The organism is Ruegeria sp. N11 (assembly GCF_056531525.1).
Window position 1 is genome coordinate 18,637 of sequence record NZ_JBQFLX010000008.1, and the last position, 18,204, is coordinate 36,840.

18 protein-coding genes are annotated in these 18,204 nt (G+C 59.8%); 12 read left to right on the top strand and 6 right to left on the bottom strand.

Annotation, left to right across the window (positions count from 1 at the left end; translation table 11 throughout):
* Window positions 1-5: 5 nt before the first annotated feature.
* From ACR0J8_RS10035 to ACR0J8_RS10060, 6 genes are all read right to left on the bottom strand, one after another.
* On the bottom strand, window positions 6-554 hold the full coding sequence (locus ACR0J8_RS10035) for a cytochrome c oxidase subunit 3 (RefSeq protein WP_480889945.1): 549 nt from the start codon (window positions 552-554) through the stop codon (window positions 6-8).
* Window positions 551-2,473, bottom strand: coding sequence for a nitric oxide reductase activation protein NorD (locus tag ACR0J8_RS10040; protein ID WP_480524467.1), 1,923 nt, complete (start codon window positions 2,471-2,473; stop codon window positions 551-553). The genes ACR0J8_RS10035 and ACR0J8_RS10040 overlap by 4 nt, the downstream gene beginning before the upstream one ends.
* Before the next feature lie 9 nt (window positions 2,474-2,482).
* Entirely contained in the window at window positions 2,483-3,292 is an 810-nt protein-coding gene (locus ACR0J8_RS10045) for an AAA family ATPase (RefSeq protein WP_480524469.1), read from the bottom strand.
* A 5-nt stretch (window positions 3,293-3,297) separates the two neighbouring features.
* Window positions 3,298-4,665, bottom strand: a complete 1,368-nt coding sequence (locus ACR0J8_RS10050; protein ID WP_170678681.1) for a cbb3-type cytochrome c oxidase subunit I — start codon at window positions 4,663-4,665, stop codon at window positions 3,298-3,300.
* Window positions 4,666-4,681: 16 nt separating this feature from the next.
* Entirely contained in the window at window positions 4,682-5,131 is a 450-nt protein-coding gene (locus tag ACR0J8_RS10055; RefSeq protein WP_480524471.1) for a c-type cytochrome, read from the bottom strand.
* A 99-nt stretch (window positions 5,132-5,230) separates the two neighbouring features.
* A complete protein-coding gene (locus tag ACR0J8_RS10060; protein ID WP_480524473.1) occupies window positions 5,231-6,412 on the bottom strand; it encodes an NnrS family protein in 1,182 nt (393 codons plus the stop codon).
* Window positions 6,413-6,647: 235 nt separating this feature from the next.
* On the opposite strand from ACR0J8_RS10060, the gene ACR0J8_RS10065 reads away from it, so the two are divergent.
* The 12 genes from ACR0J8_RS10065 to ACR0J8_RS10120 all read left to right on the top strand — a co-directional run bounded on the left by ACR0J8_RS10065 (window position 6,648) and on the right by ACR0J8_RS10120 (window position 18,132).
* Entirely contained in the window at window positions 6,648-8,324 is a 1,677-nt protein-coding gene (locus tag ACR0J8_RS10065) for a cytochrome D1 domain-containing protein (RefSeq protein ID WP_170613995.1), read from the top strand.
* Between the two features lie 124 nt (window positions 8,325-8,448).
* The gene (locus ACR0J8_RS10070) at window positions 8,449-10,236 is read left to right on the top strand and encodes a NapC/NirT family cytochrome c (protein ID WP_480524475.1); all 1,788 of its coding nucleotides are present in this window, start codon (window positions 8,449-8,451) and stop codon (window positions 10,234-10,236) included.
* Window positions 10,237-10,290: 54 nt separating this feature from the next.
* The gene (locus ACR0J8_RS10075; protein ID WP_480524477.1) at window positions 10,291-10,698 is read left to right on the top strand and encodes a cupredoxin domain-containing protein; all 408 of its coding nucleotides are present in this window, start codon (window positions 10,291-10,293) and stop codon (window positions 10,696-10,698) included.
* A gap of 201 nt (window positions 10,699-10,899) precedes the next feature.
* A complete protein-coding gene (gene cobA, locus ACR0J8_RS10080) occupies window positions 10,900-11,661 on the top strand; it encodes a uroporphyrinogen-III C-methyltransferase (RefSeq protein WP_480524479.1) in 762 nt (253 codons plus the stop codon).
* Entirely contained in the window at window positions 11,654-12,022 is a 369-nt protein-coding gene (locus tag ACR0J8_RS10085) for a c-type cytochrome (protein WP_480524480.1), read from the top strand. The genes cobA and ACR0J8_RS10085 overlap by 8 nt, the downstream gene beginning before the upstream one ends.
* On the top strand, window positions 12,019-13,164 hold the full coding sequence (locus ACR0J8_RS10090) for a cytochrome D1 domain-containing protein (RefSeq protein ID WP_480524482.1): 1,146 nt from the start codon (window positions 12,019-12,021) through the stop codon (window positions 13,162-13,164). The genes ACR0J8_RS10085 and ACR0J8_RS10090 overlap by 4 nt, the downstream gene beginning before the upstream one ends.
* 3 nt (window positions 13,165-13,167) lie before the next feature.
* Window positions 13,168-14,157, top strand: coding sequence for a siroheme decarboxylase subunit beta (gene ahbB / locus ACR0J8_RS10095; RefSeq protein WP_170614001.1), 990 nt, complete (start codon window positions 13,168-13,170; stop codon window positions 14,155-14,157).
* Window positions 14,154-14,603, top strand: a complete 450-nt coding sequence (locus ACR0J8_RS10100; protein ID WP_170614002.1) for an Lrp/AsnC family transcriptional regulator — start codon at window positions 14,154-14,156, stop codon at window positions 14,601-14,603. The genes ahbB (ACR0J8_RS10095) and ACR0J8_RS10100 overlap by 4 nt, the downstream gene beginning before the upstream one ends.
* Window positions 14,600-15,094, top strand: a complete 495-nt coding sequence (gene ahbB, locus ACR0J8_RS10105) for a siroheme decarboxylase subunit beta (RefSeq protein WP_170614003.1) — start codon at window positions 14,600-14,602, stop codon at window positions 15,092-15,094. The genes ACR0J8_RS10100 and ahbB (ACR0J8_RS10105) overlap by 4 nt, the downstream gene beginning before the upstream one ends.
* 3 nt (window positions 15,095-15,097) lie before the next feature.
* Window positions 15,098-16,312 (top strand): heme d1 biosynthesis radical SAM protein NirJ, encoded by a 1,215-nt coding sequence (gene nirJ / locus ACR0J8_RS10110; protein ID WP_480889956.1) that lies wholly within the window; start codon window positions 15,098-15,100, stop codon window positions 16,310-16,312.
* Between the two features lie 76 nt (window positions 16,313-16,388).
* Window positions 16,389-17,912 (top strand): cytochrome D1 domain-containing protein, encoded by a 1,524-nt coding sequence (locus ACR0J8_RS10115; protein ID WP_480889958.1) that lies wholly within the window; start codon window positions 16,389-16,391, stop codon window positions 17,910-17,912.
* A 58-nt stretch (window positions 17,913-17,970) separates the two neighbouring features.
* Window positions 17,971-18,132, top strand: a complete 162-nt coding sequence (locus ACR0J8_RS10120; RefSeq protein WP_480441058.1) for a hypothetical protein — start codon at window positions 17,971-17,973, stop codon at window positions 18,130-18,132.
* Window positions 18,133-18,204: the final 72 nt, after the last annotated feature.

The following is an 18,204-nucleotide window of genomic DNA, read 5'->3' on the forward strand; positions in this document are numbered from 1 at the left end:
GATGTTCATCCCAGCAGGTAGATGACCGGGAACAGCATGATCCAAACCAGGTCGACCATGTGCCAGAACTGGGCGCCTGCCTCGACATTTCCGGGGTCATCCCGCCAGGCAACCAGCAGGAGGATGAAGGCTCCGGCCAGCACATGTGCGGCGTGAAATCCGGTTAGCAGATAGTAGAAGAGAAAGAACGGGTGGGTTTCGTAGCTGATGCCGTGCGCTGCTTTGTCGGCATATTCCACCCCTTTGATGACAAGGAAAACCAGTCCCAGCAGGGACGCACCCAACAGTGCCAATCGGGCGGTATTCCGGCGGGCATCCCGCCGCCAGCGCAGTGCCTGTGCGGCCAGATAGCCAGACGTGACAAGAACGATGGTGTTCAATGCAGCTCCGGTGCGGTGAAGATGCGACTGGGCTTCGGCAAATCCTGCCGGGTCAGTCAGACGCACGCCCATGAAGGCGATCAGCCCTGCCCCGAACACCAGCAGTTCACTGATGATCAGCACCCACATCAGCAATTCGCCGGGCAGTTCGTCGATCAGGGTGGTGTCGCTCATGCGCCGACCAGTTGGCGGTAGATCTGCGGCAGGGCCATGGTCAGGCGGTGCGGGTCCGGGATGACGGCAAAGCCACCCTGCCCGAACATGCGCGGGAACCAGCTTTTGCCGGTCTTGTCGATGGTGACGCCAAAGACCGAATGACCGGTACGGCGGGCTTCGCGCACAGCCATGCAGGTATCCTCGATACCGTGGCGGCCCTCGTAATGGTCCAGGTCGTTCGGTTTGCCATCGGTGATGACCAGCAGCAGGCGGCGCTTGCGAGATTGCGCGGCAAGGTCGGCGGAGCAGTGGCGAATTGCGGCTCCGAGCCGGGTGTAGTGCCCCGGTCGCAGCGAAGCGATACGTTGCTCGACCTTTGGCCCCATGGGTTCGTCAAAACGTTTGCACCGCTGAACGTATACGCGTTGGCGTTTCAGCGAACTGAAGGCGTGGATGGCGAAATCGTCGCCGCAGGCATTCAAGCCCCAGGCCAGCGCCGCCAGCGCCTCGCGTTCTATGTCGATCACAGCGCGGCCGGTGACGGCGCTTTCGGTCGAGCGGCTGACATCCAGCAGGATCGACACCGCCAGATCGCGGGCTTCGGGGCGGGATTGCATCCAGACGCGTTCGTTGCTTTCCCCGCTTGCGAGACGGTCGGTAGCAGCCCGCACGGCGGCTTCGATGTCGAGTTGATCACCGTCCAGATGACCTCGGGTCATGACCCGACCGGGGCGCAGGGCTTCGAACTGGCGTTTGACGGCACGAATGCGGCGGGCCGTGGCGGGGTCCTTGCCGAACTCGGCGGCATCGTCGCGGATATCGGCGTCGGACAGCAGAACGTTGACGTGGTCGGGCAGGTACTGACAGGTGCGCACGTCCCATTCGGGATAGAGGATGCGGCCTGACAGGCGTTCTCGGTTCACGTCTTCTGGCGCAAGATCGAGGTGGAGTTTCAACTTGGTCGGCGGGGCCTTGGAGATCTGGCCCAGGCCGATCTCCTCCTGATCGTCGGCCGCTTTCTTCGCGTTGTCTGGGTCATCATCATCGATACGACGGTTGATGTTCAGAAACTCAGCCCAGCTGAGGATTGCTTCGAACTTGTGCAGGATGAAACTGTCGCTGCGCGAAGCCTGGTCAGATTTCCGGCGCCGCGCGCGGTGGGTCTTTTCACCGGATTCTTCGGGCGGACCCTCGGTATCGGGGTTTTCAACCTCGTTATGTTCGGAAAACCCGACGGCGCGCAACTCGGGCCACAGCGGGACCGGGCGGAAATGCTGATAGCCGCGCGGGGCGGTGAGATCGTCATCCAGTGCCAAAAGCTCTTGGGCTTTCGGTGACAGGGGCGCGGGGTCACCCAGCATGTTGCGGACAACCTCTTCGACCGCCGCCTCGAGTGGTGGCAGGCCGGGTATGTTCCGTTGATACAGAACGCCCTTGCAGAGTTCAGCGTAAAGCGGGCGCAGACCGGGGGCATTTTCCAATGTCGCCTCGACCATGTGCCGGGCAGCGACCAGTGCGCGCAGGTCGCCGCGCAGAGGATCGTCTTCGTCAATTCTTGTTGCGGCATGGGCGGCAGTTGCGGCCAGCCAGACATAAAGCGCGCCGTTTGCTTCGCGCGCTGGGAATACGGCCAGCCGGTCCGGCAGGCGCAGTACTTCCCCGTCGAACGACGCGCGCGGCATCAGTTCGGTTTCGGTCGCCAGACGGCGGCGCCAGCCGAGACGGTGGCGCGAAACTTCAGGAGAGACCGGGCGCAATTCGACGCCCGGGCTGCCCCCCAGTCCCCGGAAGAGGACTGCCAGCCGCCCCGCGACCTCAGAGAGGTCGACCGCGGCTCCAACATGCACCTCAGGTGCATCGAGGCGGCTGGCAAGGGTGTGCCACAGTTTCCCGATCGTTTCTTCGGGTTCCCATGGCTCAAAGTCGATCTTGACCATCGGCCGGCCTCACCCAAAGACAGCCGTGACAAGATCGAGGAGCCCGCGTTTGATATCCTCGTCATCAGTCAGAGGTTCGATCATGGCGGCAAGGATGGCGCGGTCGGTGGACATGCCCTGCGCGATCAGCGTTGCGGCATAAACGACCAGACGGGTTGAAACGCCTTCCTCAAGATCCTGACCCTTAAGCCCGCGCAGTTTGCCTGCAAGGCGCACCAGCGGTTTGCATCGTTCCAGCGGCAGACCGCTTTCCTGCGCAACGACTTCGGCCTCCATCTCGGGCGACGGGAAGTCGAACTCCAGCGAGATGAAACGCTGTCGGGTCGAGGGTTTCAGAGTTTTCAGGATGTTCTGGTAGCCGGGGTTGTATGAGGCCACCAACATGAAGCCGGGTGCGGCCTCAAGCTCTTCGCCGGTGCGGTCGATCGGCAGGATGCGCCGGTCGTCTGTCAGCGGGTGCAGAACGACGGTGACGTCCTTGCGAGCCTCGACCACCTCATCAAGGTAGCAGATCGCACCTTCGCGCACTGCGCGGGTCAGCGGGCCATCGACCCAGACGGTCTCGCCGCCTTTCAGCAGGTAGCGGCCGATCAGGTCGGCGGCAGCGAGGTCATCATGGCAGGCCACGGTGTAAAGCGGGCGGCCAAGGCTGGCGGCCATATGGGCCACAAAGCGGGTCTTGCCGCATCCGGTCGGCCCTTTCAGCAGAACCGGCAGGTTGTTGGTATAGGCGGCGGCAAACACGTCGCATTCGTCGCCTTGGGGCAGGTAGAAGGGGGCGTCAGCCGCCCCCGTTCCCAGTTGCATGGAGCCGTCCATATCCATTACTCCGCAGGAGTTTCAGCTGCGCCGGGTTCAATGACCTCTTTCCGGGGGACCCAGATCGAGTAGATGAACAGCAGCGCACCAAGCACCACGACCAGACCAGAGCCAAGGCGCATCCAGTAGAAGATCGCGATCTGATCCTGCACATCCATGAAGTAGTCACCGACCACTCGTTGCATGTGTGTCTGAACAGTGCCAGCGAAGGTCAGCACGAAGGTCATGAAGACCATACCGCCGGTCATCAGCCAGAAGGACGCCATGTTGAGAACCTGATTGTATGGATCGCGGTTCTTAAGGATCGGCATGGCATAGCTGAAGATCGCCAGGTTGAGGCAGACATAGGCGCCGTAGAAGGCCAGGTGACCGTGTGCGGCCGTGATCTGCGTGCCGTGGGTGTAATAGTTCACACCGTGCAGCGTATGCAGGAAGCCCCAGACACCGGCCCCGAAGAAGGCCAATGTGGCGCAGCCCAGCGACCACAACAGTGCGGCCTTGTTGGGGTGGTCACGACGGCCTTTCCAGACCATGACGAAGGCAAAGGCCATCATTGCAAAGAACGGGATCACCTCGAGGCTCGAGAAGATCGATCCGATCCACTGCCAGTAGGCGGGTGTACCGATCCAGTAATAGTGGTGGCCGGTGCCGAGGATGCCCGAGAACAGTGCGGCGGCGACGATGACATAAAGCCATTTCTCGACCACCTCACGGTCAACACCGGTCAGCTTTAGCATCAGATAGGCCAGGATCGAGGCCATGATCAGTTCCCACACGCCTTCGACCCACAGGTGGACAACGTACCACCAGTACTGCTTGTCGAGTGACAGGTTGCCGGGGTTGTAGAAAGCGAACAGGAACAAAAGCGCCAGACCCCACAGACCCAACAGAAGGATGTTGGTGATAGCGGTCTTCTTGCCCTTAAGAACGGTCATCGACACGTTGTAAAGGAAGATCAGCGCAGCCACGACGATACCCGCCTTGACCCATTTGGGCTGTTCCAGGAACTCGCGCCCTTCTTTGCCCAGCAGCCAGTTGCCTTCGAACAGGTTGAAGACATAGGTCACGACCACGCCCAGCGTGCCGACGACCAGAATGATCAGCTGCAGATAGGCCAGCTTGGGCGAGTGGATCTCGCGCTCGGCCTCTTCCGGGATCAGGAAGTAAGCAGCGCCGAAGAAGCCCAGGATCAGCCAGACGATCAGCGAGTTGGTGTGAAGCATCCGCACGATATTGAACGGCAGAAGCTCACTCAGGAAGTTTGGCGATACATAGATCAGTCCGGCCAGCAGGCCGCCGATCACCTGGATCGCGAACAGGCCCATTGCCACTGCGAAGTAGGCGTAGGCGATTTTTTGGGATTCGTATTTCATTGTCCTTGTCCCTTTCTCAGCCTGCCTCGTTGGGCGGCCAGCCCTGAGCGTCGATATTGTCCGTCCAGATCAGGAAGTTGGTCAGGTCGCGGAGTTCTTCGTCGCTGAGGTTGAAATTGGGCATCTGTCGGCGACCGGGAATGCCGGTCGGCTGCGCCTCCATCCAGCCCTTGAGGGATTCAAAGGCTGATTCCGGGTCGTCCAGCACCCCCCAACGGGTCATCACGTTACCGACTTCGGGAGCGAAGTAGGCCCCTTCGCCGAGAATCGAGTGACAGTTGATACAGGCGTGTTTTTCCCAGACGTGCTTGCCGCGAACCACACTGTCGTCAAGCTTTGCCGCGTTTTCGGAATTGACGATATACAGGTGGGAATGGGCCGACAGGGCCAGAAAGATTAGAATGAAGAACAGTGACCCGCCATAGAATATATTGCGAGCCATGCTCTTTGTCATGACTTCTCGCATCGCGCTCTCCTTTGCGCAGATTAGCTAGTTTGCTCAGAATGGCGGGTGGGTCATGGTATCGCCTTAACGAAAGTCAAGACTTGCGACAGGAATTGAAATTCAGGTCGAGCGCCCCAGTCGTGGACCCGTCAGTGCAGGCCACATGGCGATCAGATACAGCGCAAATGCGCTGACCCAGAGACCATCGGACAGCAGCATCGCAACTAGATAGCCAGATTCCATATCCGCCGCGATCCAGCGCGAGATCGCTGCCGCGGCCATCAGTCCATAGGCCACGACCATCGGGCCGGGTGCGATCAGATCCCGTCCGCTGTGCCCCAGCGCAGCTCGGCTCATGACCGCAAGGGTCATGCCGCCCACGCAACCGATGCCCAGAACGTGCAGCGCAGCAACCTCGTTGCCGAAACCCAATGCCGCAAGCCCCCAAAGAATCAGCCCCAGCGCCAGCATTCCAAGTCCCAGGTGCAGCGCGAGCAGGATTGGCTGCCGCGCGGACCAGATCATGCGCCAGCGCAACATGCGCAGGATTTGCACACCGCCAAGGGCCAGCCCCAGCACTCCGGCCGTGCCCGTCGCGCCCAATACCAGAACGCCACAGGGCAGAACCAAGGCCAGAATCATGCCCGCCTTGTCCAGGCCCGCCACCGAGACCGGCCAGTTCGCCTCGGGCTCTCCGGCGCGTTTCATTGCATTGCGTGTAAAGGCGGGAGTGATCCGGCCCCCCAGAATGGCGATCATCGCACAGAGTGTCAGCAAGCCTGCTCGCAGACCTGTTTGCAGTGTGTCGCTTGTAATACCAGCCCATTCCAGATGGGTCAGCAGGTTCGCGACCCAGATGAGGCTTAGCAGCAGGAGAAACACCATGTTCTGCGGCTTGGGACGGCGGATGAGCAGTGTGGCGATCTTGGCTGCCAGAATTGGCACAAAGGCCAGATCCAAAACCGCGACCACAAGCGGCGGCAGTATCCCGGAAAACCACATTGCCATCCGGCCGGCCAGCCAGACCCCTGCCGCCAGTGCGATGAAGCGAGCCCGCGCGTCGGGCGCACCGGTCCAGTTCGGCACCGCGGTCAGGAAGAACCCTCCCAAAGCTGCTGTGGCATAGCCGAAAATCATCTCATGCGCGTGCCACATAGGCGGTGTCATGCCGTAATCCGGTGCCAAATACGGCACCGCCAGCCACAGCCCCCAGACAAGGCCGACAAACAAGCCGTAGAGACCTGCAGACAGGAAAAAAACTCGGAATCCTTCACCAAAAATACGGGTGATGATCGTGGGCATTTCTGCTCTCCTAGACCGTTTTGCCACACGTAGCAGCCCGGCGGCCCGGATGACTTAACCAAAATCAAAACCGTCGCAAAACATGACCCGGAAACACGTGTTTTATTAGGAATTATTTTTGCATTTCAGTCTGTGTACAAACCCGTTTCCGTCCCTTCCGTTGACTTTGGTCAAGGATAACATCTCCGTGATGTTTCAGTCTCCAGCCTGCCTCACCAGCAAATGGAGAGTGATCATGTCACTTGGAATCAGCTACAACAAAACTGGCCGCGCCTTTGGGGTCGGTTTGGCGATGCTGCTGGGCAGCGTCGCTGCACCAGTCTTCGCCGAAGAGCCAACATTGAGCGACGAAGCGTTTGAATCGTCCAAACAGCTCTATTTCGAGCAATGCGCAGGTTGCCACGGCGTTCTGCGTAAAGGCGCCACAGGCAAAAACCTTGAACCCCACTGGAAGAAAACCGCAGCCGATGGCACCGTGACCGAAGGCGGCACCCTCGCGCTTGGGCAGGAACGTCTTGAAAAGATCATCGCCTGGGGGACCGAAGGCGGCATGAACAACTTCTCGGACATCATGACCGAGCAGGAAATAAAGGACATGGCGACATACATTATGATGGAGGCCCCCAAGCCGCCTGAGATGTCGCTGGAACAGATGAAAGCGACACGCAAGGTCTATGTCGAAGAAGCCGACTATCCGACCGAACCGCTGCATGGCCGCAACTGGGAGAACTTCTTTGTCGTCATCGAACGTGACGTAGGTAAAGTGGCCGTGATCGACGGCGACACCAAAGAAGTGCTGACACACATCCCGACCGGTTACGCTGTCCACGTTCTGAAAGCATCCGAACACCACAGCACTACCGAACCGGAACATCCGGGCCGCTTCTGGTACACCATGGGCCGCGACGGCAAGATGACCAAGATCGACCTCTGGCAGAAACCTGAGAATATGTTGGTTTCCGAGGTCAAGATTGCCTACGACGCCCGCGATGTGGCCGTTTCCGGCGACGGCAAATACGTCATCGGTGGTGGTTACTGGCCGCCGCATTTCGCAATCGTCGATGCCCAGACCATGGAACCGGTCAAGGTTGTGTCGACACGCGGCGTGAACGTGGACGGGGACTATGTGGAAGAGGCCCGCGTGGCTGCAATCTACACCACACCGAACGAGCCAACCTGGATTGTCGCGATCAAGGAATTGGGTCAGCTGTGGCAGGTCGACTATACCGACCTTGAGAACCTGCGGATCGACAAGATCGACAGTGCCAAGTTCCTGCATGACGGGTTCTTCGACCCGACAGGCCGTTACTTCCAGATCGCCGCGAACGCGTCGAACAAGATGGTTGTCGTCGACACCGAAACTCACAAGCTTGAGGCGATGATCGACACGGCTGCGTTGCCGCACCCCGGCCCGGGCGCCAACTGGGTTGACCCGAATTGTGGTCCGGTTGCCGGTACAACCCACCTTGGTGTTGGTGCCGTGACCGTCTGGGGCAACGACCCAGAGAACCGTCCGGACGATGCCTGGAAGGTTTGCTACGAAGTGGAAACCGACGGCCCCGGCCTGTTTATCCGCACACACCCGAATTCGGATTACATCTGGGCTGACCAGACCAAACATCCGGAACCGGAAATTCAGCAGTCCGTTCAGGTCATCTCGAAAGAGACCGGCGAGATCGTAAAAACCATCCAGATCACCGAAGATGAAGGCAGCGCCGCTGTTCACTTCGAGTTCAACGCGGATGGTACCGAGGTCTGGGTTTCCAAATGGAACCTGTCGGATTCGAAAGAACCCAACGGTCAGATCGTGATCTTCGACGCCAAGACGCTGGAAGAAATTGGCCGCATCGAAGGGCTTTATGCCCCGACCGGCAAGTTCAACGTCTACAACCGTTCGAACCACGTCACCTGACGGGATCGCATCCAGAACCGGAAAGGGCGGGCCCCTCGCCCGCCCTTTCCTCGTTTGACCTATCAGCCAAACTCACCGGCCTGCCACACAAGGCCTGACAAGACAGCCATAACGGAGCACGGATATGACCTCCGAACCGGATAAAAAACCACCGATCTGGCGCCGGTATTTCCTGTGGGGAATGCCCGTGGCCGGTCTCGCTGCCGCCTTTGCTGCAGGCATCATCTTCTGGGGCGGCTTCAACACCGCCATGGAAGCGACCAACACCGAGAAGTTCTGTGTCTCGTGTCACGAGATGCGCGATTATATATACACCGAATACACCGGCACGATCCACGATGTGAACCGTTCCGGCGTGGGCGCGGTCTGTTCAGACTGCCACGTGCCCAAGGACTGGACCCACAAGATCATCCGCAAAATCCAGGCCTCCAAAGAGCTTTATGGCAAAATGGTCGGGACCATCAGCACCCCAGAGAAATTCGAAGCCAAACGCATCCATCTGGCGATGAACGAATGGGAGCGGATGAAGGCTACCGACTCGCGCGAGTGCCGTAACTGCCACGATTTCGAATCGATGATGCCCGAATTCCAGAAACCCCGCGCCCGTCAGCAACACCTGAACGCGATGGAAACCGGTCAGACCTGTATCGATTGCCACAAGGGGATTGCGCACTCGAACATCCGGGACCGTGCAACCGACGAGTATCTGGAAGAGTTGGAAGCCCCGAACCCTGCGTTTGTCCGGCCGATCCCGCCAGAATATCTGGCCAGCCTCGAGAAGATCGAAGCCTTGGAGGCCGCCGAGGCCGACGCGGAAAAAGCCGCCAAACAAGCCCAGCAAGAGGCTGTTCAGGCCCAGATTGCGGCCGCTGTTGACGCCGCTGTGGCGGAAGAACGCGCCAACGCTGCGGGAGAGGCCTCGGCCGCGCCTGCGGGCGGCGGTGGCAGCGACGTCGCTTCGAACATCGACTGGAATGCCGTGACCAGTGCGGACCTGAAACTCTTCTATCCCGGTCAGGCGTCCTTCGAATGGGTGCAGAACGGCAAGACCCACGGCGGTGCCCGTCCGCTGACCAAGGGGGGCGATCAGTGTTCGACCTGTCACGCCAAGGAACTGGACACCATCGGAAACAAGATCGTTGCCGGTGGCGAACTGGAACCGACCCCGATCCCGGGCAAACGTGGGGTGATCGACGCAACCGTTCAGGCAGCGCATGACGATGAAAACCTCTATATCCGCCTGCAATGGCCGGATGCGGGCCATAGCCCTGCCCCGTTCGTTGATGGCGGCAAAATGGACCCCGACAACCAGATCAAGGTCGCCATGATGATCACCGGCACAGATATTGAGCTGGGTGATCAAGTGGGTTGCTGGGCTTCATGTCACGCCGACAACAGCTACATGCCCTTTGACCCGGGTGCGGATGCCATTGCCGCCAATGGTGATGTTACGGGACGTCTGACCGCGCAGGACACAGTGACCAAATACATCAGCGAAAGCCGCACCGAGGTTGAGGTCAAAGGCCGCGGTGGCAAGCCCCTGGGTGGTTGGGACAAGCTGCAGTCTGCCGAGCAGATTGAGCAATACCTGGCCGACGGCACCTATCTTGACCTGATGCGGGTCTATGCCGATGGCAGTGCCACCAACGGCTATCTGCTGGATCAGCGCGTGGTCAATGACGGTGAAATCGCTGCCTCGGCCGAGCTTTCCGGCGGAATGTGGACTGTCGTGTTTACGCGGCCGTTGAACTCCGGTGCGCCGGGTGATGTGCCGCTGGAACCCGGGCAGACCTATACGGTCGGCTTTGCAATCCACGATGACTATGCCAGTGCGCGATTCCACCATGTGACGCTGAACACCAGCCTCGCGCTGGACGACGACAGCGCGAATATCAACGTGGTGAAACAGTAAAGGTTGGGGGCCGGAGGATCCGGCCCCCAACCTTTCAGTAAGGAGAATTGGATCATGAAAACCCAAAGACTTCTTCCTGCACTTTTGTTTCTGGCATCACCGGTGCTTGCGGCCGACGAAGACACAGCCGCAATCTGCGCCGAGGCCGAAGAACGTTATGTCGAACTGTTCGGCCAACCATCGTCAGCCGTTGAGGACGCCGAAGTTGTGTTGATGTACAAATACAATTTCTGCCCTGCCGAACTGACCGTCAAAGCAGGAACCACGGTCCGCTGGGTGAACGTGGACAAACGCACCAGCCACAGCGTGCTGCTGAAAGACGGCAGCGAACCTGAAAGCGACCGGCTGTTTCCCGAGGAAACGGTTGATCTGACCTTCCTCACCCCGGGGCCGCAGGACTATCTGTGCGGTCCGCATTGGGAGACACAGAACATGATCGGAATGATCACAGTAGATCCCTGAGCAGAAGCAGACATACGGGCAGAAGTAAGGAGCGCGGATGCAAATCCCGCGCTCCTTAACTTATGTCAAGGAGGTTGAACCGTGAATGCGCCAACCTGCCGTCATGACACGCCCGGTTCACCCAGCAACGTCCCGTAATCACACTGGATTCGCGCAGGAAACACCGGGTTCCGACGACATTCAGGACAAGTGAGTTTGCACATGAGCGGTAAGGTTTTTCTGATTGGTGCCGGACCGGGTGATCCGGAGCTGATGACCCTGCGCGCCCTGCGGATGCTGCAACAGGCGGATGTGGTGGTCTATGACCGATTGGTCTCGGACGAAATCCTTGCCATGCACACCGAAGGGGCACGACTCATACCTGTCGGCAAAGCCCCGAAATGCCACACTGTCCCACAAGACCGCATCAACGAAATCCTGCTGGAAGAGGCCCGCGCCGGCCATACTGTGGCGCGCCTGAAAGGCGGCGACCCGATGATTTTTGGCCGCGGTTCGGAAGAGGCCGCCTATCTGATGGATCACGGAGTCGAGGTCGAATACGCGCCCGGTATTACAGCGGCACAAGGCGCGTCCTGTTCAACGGGCGTGCCACTGACCCATCGGGGCCTTGCGACCTCAGTCCAATATGTCACCGGGCACCGGCAGGCAGACAAGGTCCTGGATCTGGACTGGAAACGTCTGGCCGACCCGGATTCGACGCTGGTGGTTTATATGGGCGTTGCCAATATCGGTCAGATTGCCATGGGTCTGATGACAGAAAACCTGCCCGGATCGACCCCGGTTCTGGCCGTCGCCAAGGCCACCACGCGCGCTGAACGCCGCCTTGTTTCCCGGCTGGATCGCTTAGCTGCGGATGTACGTAAGGCGGAACTTGCGGCCCCTACCCTGTTCATCATCGGCCAGGTCGTTTCGCTGTATTCCGAGCGACCCGTGGCTGAGTTATTGGAACAGGCTCATGGCTAGGCTCGGTCGCCGAAATACCGCGCCGGCCCGCAATAATCCGCAGTCAGGATGGGCCGGGCGCACCGTCCTGACCATTGCCGTGCTGGTGGCAACCTCGGCAATTGCCGCTGATACGCTGGACCCCAACGCTCTGAAGCGGCTTGTCCATCAGGATTGCGGATCGTGCCACGGGTTGTCTTTGAAGGGGGGCCTGGGCCCCGACTTGCGTGCGGGAACTCTTGCACATTACGACGCCGAAGTTTTGACCGGCGTCATCCTTGACGGAATCCCGGACACCGCGATGCCGCCCTGGCGCCCCTTGATCACGGAAGAAGAGGCCGAGTGGATCGCCCGCTACCTGCTGGAACCGGAGGCACAATGAAACAGCTCATCCTCGGCCTTGCCGCAACCCTTATGATGTCCACTGCGCAGGCGGAACCCACCGCCACCGGCGACCTCGGGCTGGTGATCGAACGGGCGCAGGGTTCAGTCCTGCTGGTCGATCAATCCGAGCGCACGGCGCTGGCCCGGATCGAAGGCCTGGGCGATCTGTCTCATGCGTCGCTGGTCTATTCGCCCGACGAACGTTTCGCCTACGTGTTCGGCCGCGATGGAGGTCTGACCAAGGTCGACATCGTCACCCGCCAGATTGCCAATCGTGTTGTACAGGCGGGCAACGCCATCGGCGGCGCAATCTCTGACGATGGTACGCTGGTGGCAGTGTCCAACTATGAACCCGGCGGCGTGCGCGTGTTCGATTCCGATACGCTTGAAATGGTCGCGGACATTCCGACCGGCAGCAAAACCATCGGCCTGGTTGACGCGCCCGGTCGGCGGTTCGTGTTCACCATGTGGGACACGGGCGAGACTTGGATTGCCGATTTTTCCTCAGGTAGGCCGGAAATCACCAAAATCCCCAACATGGGTGAAAACCCCTACGACGCTTTGATAACCGCAAATGGCCGGACCTATATCACAGGCCTGTTTGGCGAGGATGGCCTAACGGCATTGGACCTCTGGGCTGACACCCCGGAACCCATCCGCGTGCTGTCCGATTACGGGCGCGGGCAAGAAGAGGTGCCCGTCTACAAGATGCCCCATCTTGAAGGTTGGGCGCTGACCGGTCGTGAATTCGTTCTGCCTGCTGTTGGCCATCACGAGGTCTTGTGGATCGACGCCGATACCCTGACCGAGACCGGGCGCACCCAAACCCATGGCCAGCCGGTCTTTGCAATGGCCCGGCCCGACGGGCGGCAGGTCTGGGTCAACTTCGCCCACCCGCTGAACGATACGATCCAGGTCATCGACAGTGTCAGCAAGGACATCATCCACGAATTCAAACCCGGCCCCGCCGTACTGCATATGGAGTTCACGCCGCGCGGGCATGAGGTCTGGATCAGCGTCCGGGATGCCAACAAGGTCATGATCTACGACACGCAAACATTTGAAAAACTGCGTGAAATCGAAGCGGACAGCCCATCGGGCATCTTCTTCACCGCCCGCGCGCACAGAACAGGCCTGTAACCCATGTGCCATATCACCGACCCGATCGATCGCCACCTTCTGGATGATTTCCAGCGCAACTTTCCAGTCACCGAACGCCCTTTCCAAGTTGTGGCCGACACACTGAAGCTCAGCGAGGCCGATGTGATCGACCGGCTGGCCCGCATGCGGGCGGCAGGCCGGATCACGCGTGTCGGGGCGACCATCGCGCCCGGCGCGGTTTCCGCAAGCACGCTGGCTGCGGTTGCGGCACCTGAGCACCGCATTGAAAAGATTGCTGCCCTGATCGACGCGGAACCGGGCGTGAACCATAACTACCAGCGGGAAGATGATTGGAACCTCTGGTTCGTCGCCACCGGGCCGGATCGCGCACATGTCGACAACACGCTGGCCCGGATCAGAAAAAAAACCGGACTTCGCGTTCTCGACCTGCGGCTGGTGCGCCCCTTCAACGTAGATCTGGGGTTCCGCATGTCCGGTGGCGCGCGACGCGTTCCCAGCGCGCGTCGGATCGACCGGTCGGCCATGCAGGACGGTGACCGTGATTTGCTCCAGTCACTGAGCTCGGGCCTGTCACTTGTCGGTGACCCTTACGCGGCGCTGGCCCGGTCGCTGGGTCGAGAGCCCGAAGATGTAATGACGCGCATTCGCTGCCTGCACGAGGCGGGCATCATCTCGCGTTTGGGCGTCATCGTGCGTCACCGTGCACTCGGATGGTCTGCCAACGCGATGGTCGTCTGGGACCTTCCCGCCGATCAGATTGACACTGCTGGACCGGCCCTTGCGGCCCATCCCGGGATCACCCTGTGTTACGAACGCAATCCGGTCGAGGGGGTCTGGCCCTATCGGCTCTATTCCATGATCCACGCCCGCTCGCGGAGCGAAGCGTATGAGGTGCTGGCTGGCGCGACCGAGCTTCAGGAGCTGACCGGTGCGCGGCACAAGGTTCTGTTTTCGACCCGCTGCTTCAAACAGACCGGCGCGCTGATCCAACCGAAGGAGTCCGCCGCATGACACTCGACGCAATTGATCGCAGAATCCTGAACAGGATGCAGGACGACCTGCCATTGGTACCGAACCCCTACGCCGCCGTGGCAGACGCGTTGAGCATATCTGAAAGCGATTTGCTGAATCGCCTGTCCCGGATGAAGAAAGAGCGTGTGATTACCCGGTTTGGCCCGTTCTTCGACGCAGCCGCCATGGGGGGGGCTTTTTGCCTCTGTGCCATGGCTGTTGAACCCGAGAATTTCGAAGCCGTCCTAACCAAAGTCAATGCGCACCCCGAGGTGGCCCATAATTATGAACGCACGCACCGGCTGAACATGTGGTTCGTTCTGGCGACCGAAACACCTGAAGGGATTGCAACAGCGGCCGAGGCAATCGAAAGGGAAACCGGGATCGCCGTCCTGCAGTTCCCCAAACTACAGGAATTTTTCATAGGCTTCCGGGTGGCAGCATGATCGACGCAAAAGACAGAGAGATCATTGAGGCTTTGCAAGGCGGCCTGCCGCTGGTCCCTGCCCCCTATGCCAGTGTGGCCGAAACCCTGGGCATGGACGAAGACGCCTTGCTTTCTCGGCTTGCGGGTCTGAAATCGCGCGGGGTGATCCGCCGTATCGCTGCGGCACCCAACCACTACAAGCTGGGCATGACGTCGAACGGAATGACCGTGTGGGATGTGGACGACAACCGTGTTGCCGAACTGGGCGCAGAAATCGGCGCGCTGCCCTATGTTACGCACTGCTATGAACGCCCGCGCGCCCTGCCCGACTGGCCCTATAACCTTTTTGCCATGGTCCATGGTTCGGACCGGACCGAGGTCGAAGAAAAGCGGGCAGAAATCACGGCCATTCTGGGCGACGCCTGCCGCGCCAAAGACATCCTTTATTCTACACGCATCCTGAAAAAAACCGGGCTGCGTCTGAAGTCCAAAGAGCAATTGAAAGGCTGAAACATGTTCCGCCTGACCGAATACATGCATCAACTGGTCAATCCGACGCCGGTGCGCAAACGGCGTCCGGGTCCGGCGAAGCCGGTGGTGATCTGGAACCTGACACGGCGCTGCAACCTGAAGTGCCGCCATTGCTACACCGTCTCGGCGGATGTGGCCTTCCCGGGTGAGCTCAGCCACGAGCAAGCCATGGTTACCCTTGAGGATCTGGGCCAGTTTCGCGTCCCGGCCCTGATCCTCTCGGGTGGGGAGCCGCTGGACCGGTTCGACTTCTTCGACATCGCGAAACGCGCCCGCGATCTGGTGCCGATGCTGGCGCTGTCGACAAATGGAACGCGGATTTACGACGAAACCGCTGACATGATCGCCGATGTGGGGTTCAGCTATGTCGGCATCTCGCTGGACGGGATCGGGGCCACGAACGATTGGTTCCGTGGGGTCAAGGGTGCTTTTGCCGACGCCCTGCGCGGCGTACGTGAATGCAAGAAACGCGGCATCAAGGTTGGTCTGCGTTTTTGCCTGACCGAAGGGACCCAGCATCACCTGCCCGACCTGCTGAAACTGTGTGACGACGAGGGAGTGGACAAGTTCTACTTGTCCCACCTGGTCTATGCCGGACGTGGCGACAAGAACCGGGGCGAGGATGCCGAGCATCTGCTCACCCGCAAGGGATTGGACCTGTTGTTGGAGCGCGCATGGGAGGCGGCCTCTGGAGGGCGACCGCTGGATATCGTCACCGGCAACAACGACGCGGATGCCGGGTATTTTCTGAACTGGGTACGTTCGCGTTTCGATGCAGAGAAAGAGGCGCATGTGCGCGAACATCTTGCCGCATGGGGTGGCAACTCCAGCGGTCTGGGTGTTGCCAATATCGACAATCTCGGTCGCGTGCATCCCGACACTTATTGGTCCGACTACACGGTCGGCAACGTGAAGACAAAATCGTTTTCAGAACTTTGGACCAGTGATGACCCGATGCTGGCCATGCTGCGCACGCGCCCCCGCCCGCTGAAGGGGCGCTGTGGCGCCTGTCAGCTGAAGGATGTGTGTGGCGGCAACACCCGCATTCGCGCCTTGCAACTGACCGGCGATCCCTGGGCCGAAGATCCGGCCTGCTATCTGTCAAATCAAGAAATCGGCGTGGACGACGCGGGCGAACGTCTGCAGGTCACGCCGTTCCGGGGGAAACGTCATGATCCGGCGCATCAGTTCTTTTGATAATGGGCGTTCTGTTCACCCAGCACCTGTGCGGGTGGTGAGTTCTGAAGCCTCCGGCGGGAGTATTTGTAAAAAGATGAAGATCGGGGTCTTGTGTTCGATCCTCAGTGTCGGGGCGGCTTGGGCGGATGCGCCTTCAGACTATGCCGAGCATTGCGCATCGTGCCACGGTGAGAGCCGTCTGGGCGGTGTGGGTCCGGCGCTGATCCCCGAGACCTTGAAACGCATGCGCGGCCCCCGTGTTGCCGCAGTAATTGCCGAAGGGCGGGCGGCGACACAGATGCCGGGGTTTTCGCATGAGCTTGACGCCTTGCAGGTCGAGGAATTGGCAGGTTGGCTTAAATCGCCGCTGGAGACCGACCCGGATTGGGGCGAGGCCGAGATTATGGCCAGCCGTGCCCTGGACGAGGATTACACATCGGTTGATGCCCCTGTCTGGGACAGTGACCCCATGAACATCACGCTGGTCGTTGAAACCGGCGATCACCATGTCAGCGTTCTGGATGGTGACACGTTCGAAGTTCTCGACCGGTTCGAGACCCCCTTTGCCGTGCATGGCGGGCCAAAGTTCAGCCCCGACGGACGATATGTCTTCATCATGTCGCGCGACGGCTGGGTGCAGAAATATGACATCTGGGCGTTGAAACAGGTGGGTCGAGTGCGCGCCGGCCTGAACAGCCGTAACATCGCCATGTCCGGCGACGGCAAATGGGTGGCCGTGGCAAATTACTTGCCCAACACCCTGACCTTGTTGTCGACAGAGGATCTGTCGGTTGCCAAGGTCATCGAGATCAAAGGCAAGAAGGGCAAGGGCAGCCGTGTTTCGGCCGTGTATCAGGCTCCGCCGCGCGAGAGTTTTGTTCTGGCGCTGAAAGATGTGCCCGAGATTTGGGAGGTCTTTTATGGCGCCAACCCGCCGCAATCCGGGCTGGGTCATGACTTCCGCATCGAAGGGCAGTTCAAGAACCCCAACCCCTTCCCGGTGCGCAAGATCACGACGCCGGACTATTTGGACGATTTCTTTTTCGATCAGAGCTACGAATACGTCATGGGTGCGTCCCGTGATGGTAAAGGCGGGCAGGTGATCGACCTGGTCATCGGTCAGAAAGTGGCCGATCTGGACCTGCCGGGGATGCCGCATCTGGGGTCGGGCATCACATGGCAGCACGGTGATACAACCGTGATGGCCACTCCGCATCTGACCGATGGCACGGTGTCGGTGATCGACATGCAGACATGGGAAACCGTCAAGCGGATCAAGACCGAAGGGCCCGGGTTCTTCATGCGCAGCCATGAGAACTCACCCTACGTCTGGGCCGACGTGTTCTTTGGACCCAACAAGGATGCGATGCATGTCATCGACAAGCAAAGCTTTGAAATCATAAAAACTTTGCGGCCTGCTCCGGGCAAAACCGTGGCCCATGTAGAATTTACCAAGGACGGCAGCCATGCGTTGGTTTCGATCTGGGAGGATGACGGCGCGGTGATCGTCTATGATGCGCAGACGCTGGAGGAAGTTCGCCGTCTGCCGATGCGCAAACCTTCGGGGAAATACAATGTCTGGAACAAGATCACCTTCTCGGAAGGCACCAGCCACTGAGGGCAGATGGCCAGTTTGGAAACTGGCCATACTGCTGTACCCGGCCACGGCACTGACCGTGGCCATCAACCTGTTTTTGCTTGGCCTGATCCTGCACAGCGCCGGTTTCGGCGCAATTGAACCAGTTCCGGCGATCCTTTGGTCGATTCCTTTAGGGATTCCAGCGACATGGCTGGCCGGGCGCTGGCTGCGCGGGTTGATGGATGAGGCCGATGAATAGGTGCAAATTTTCTCGGACCTGACCTAAGTCAAGTTTCTGCTTGAGAGAATCCCATAGGGTTCGGGAAAGAAC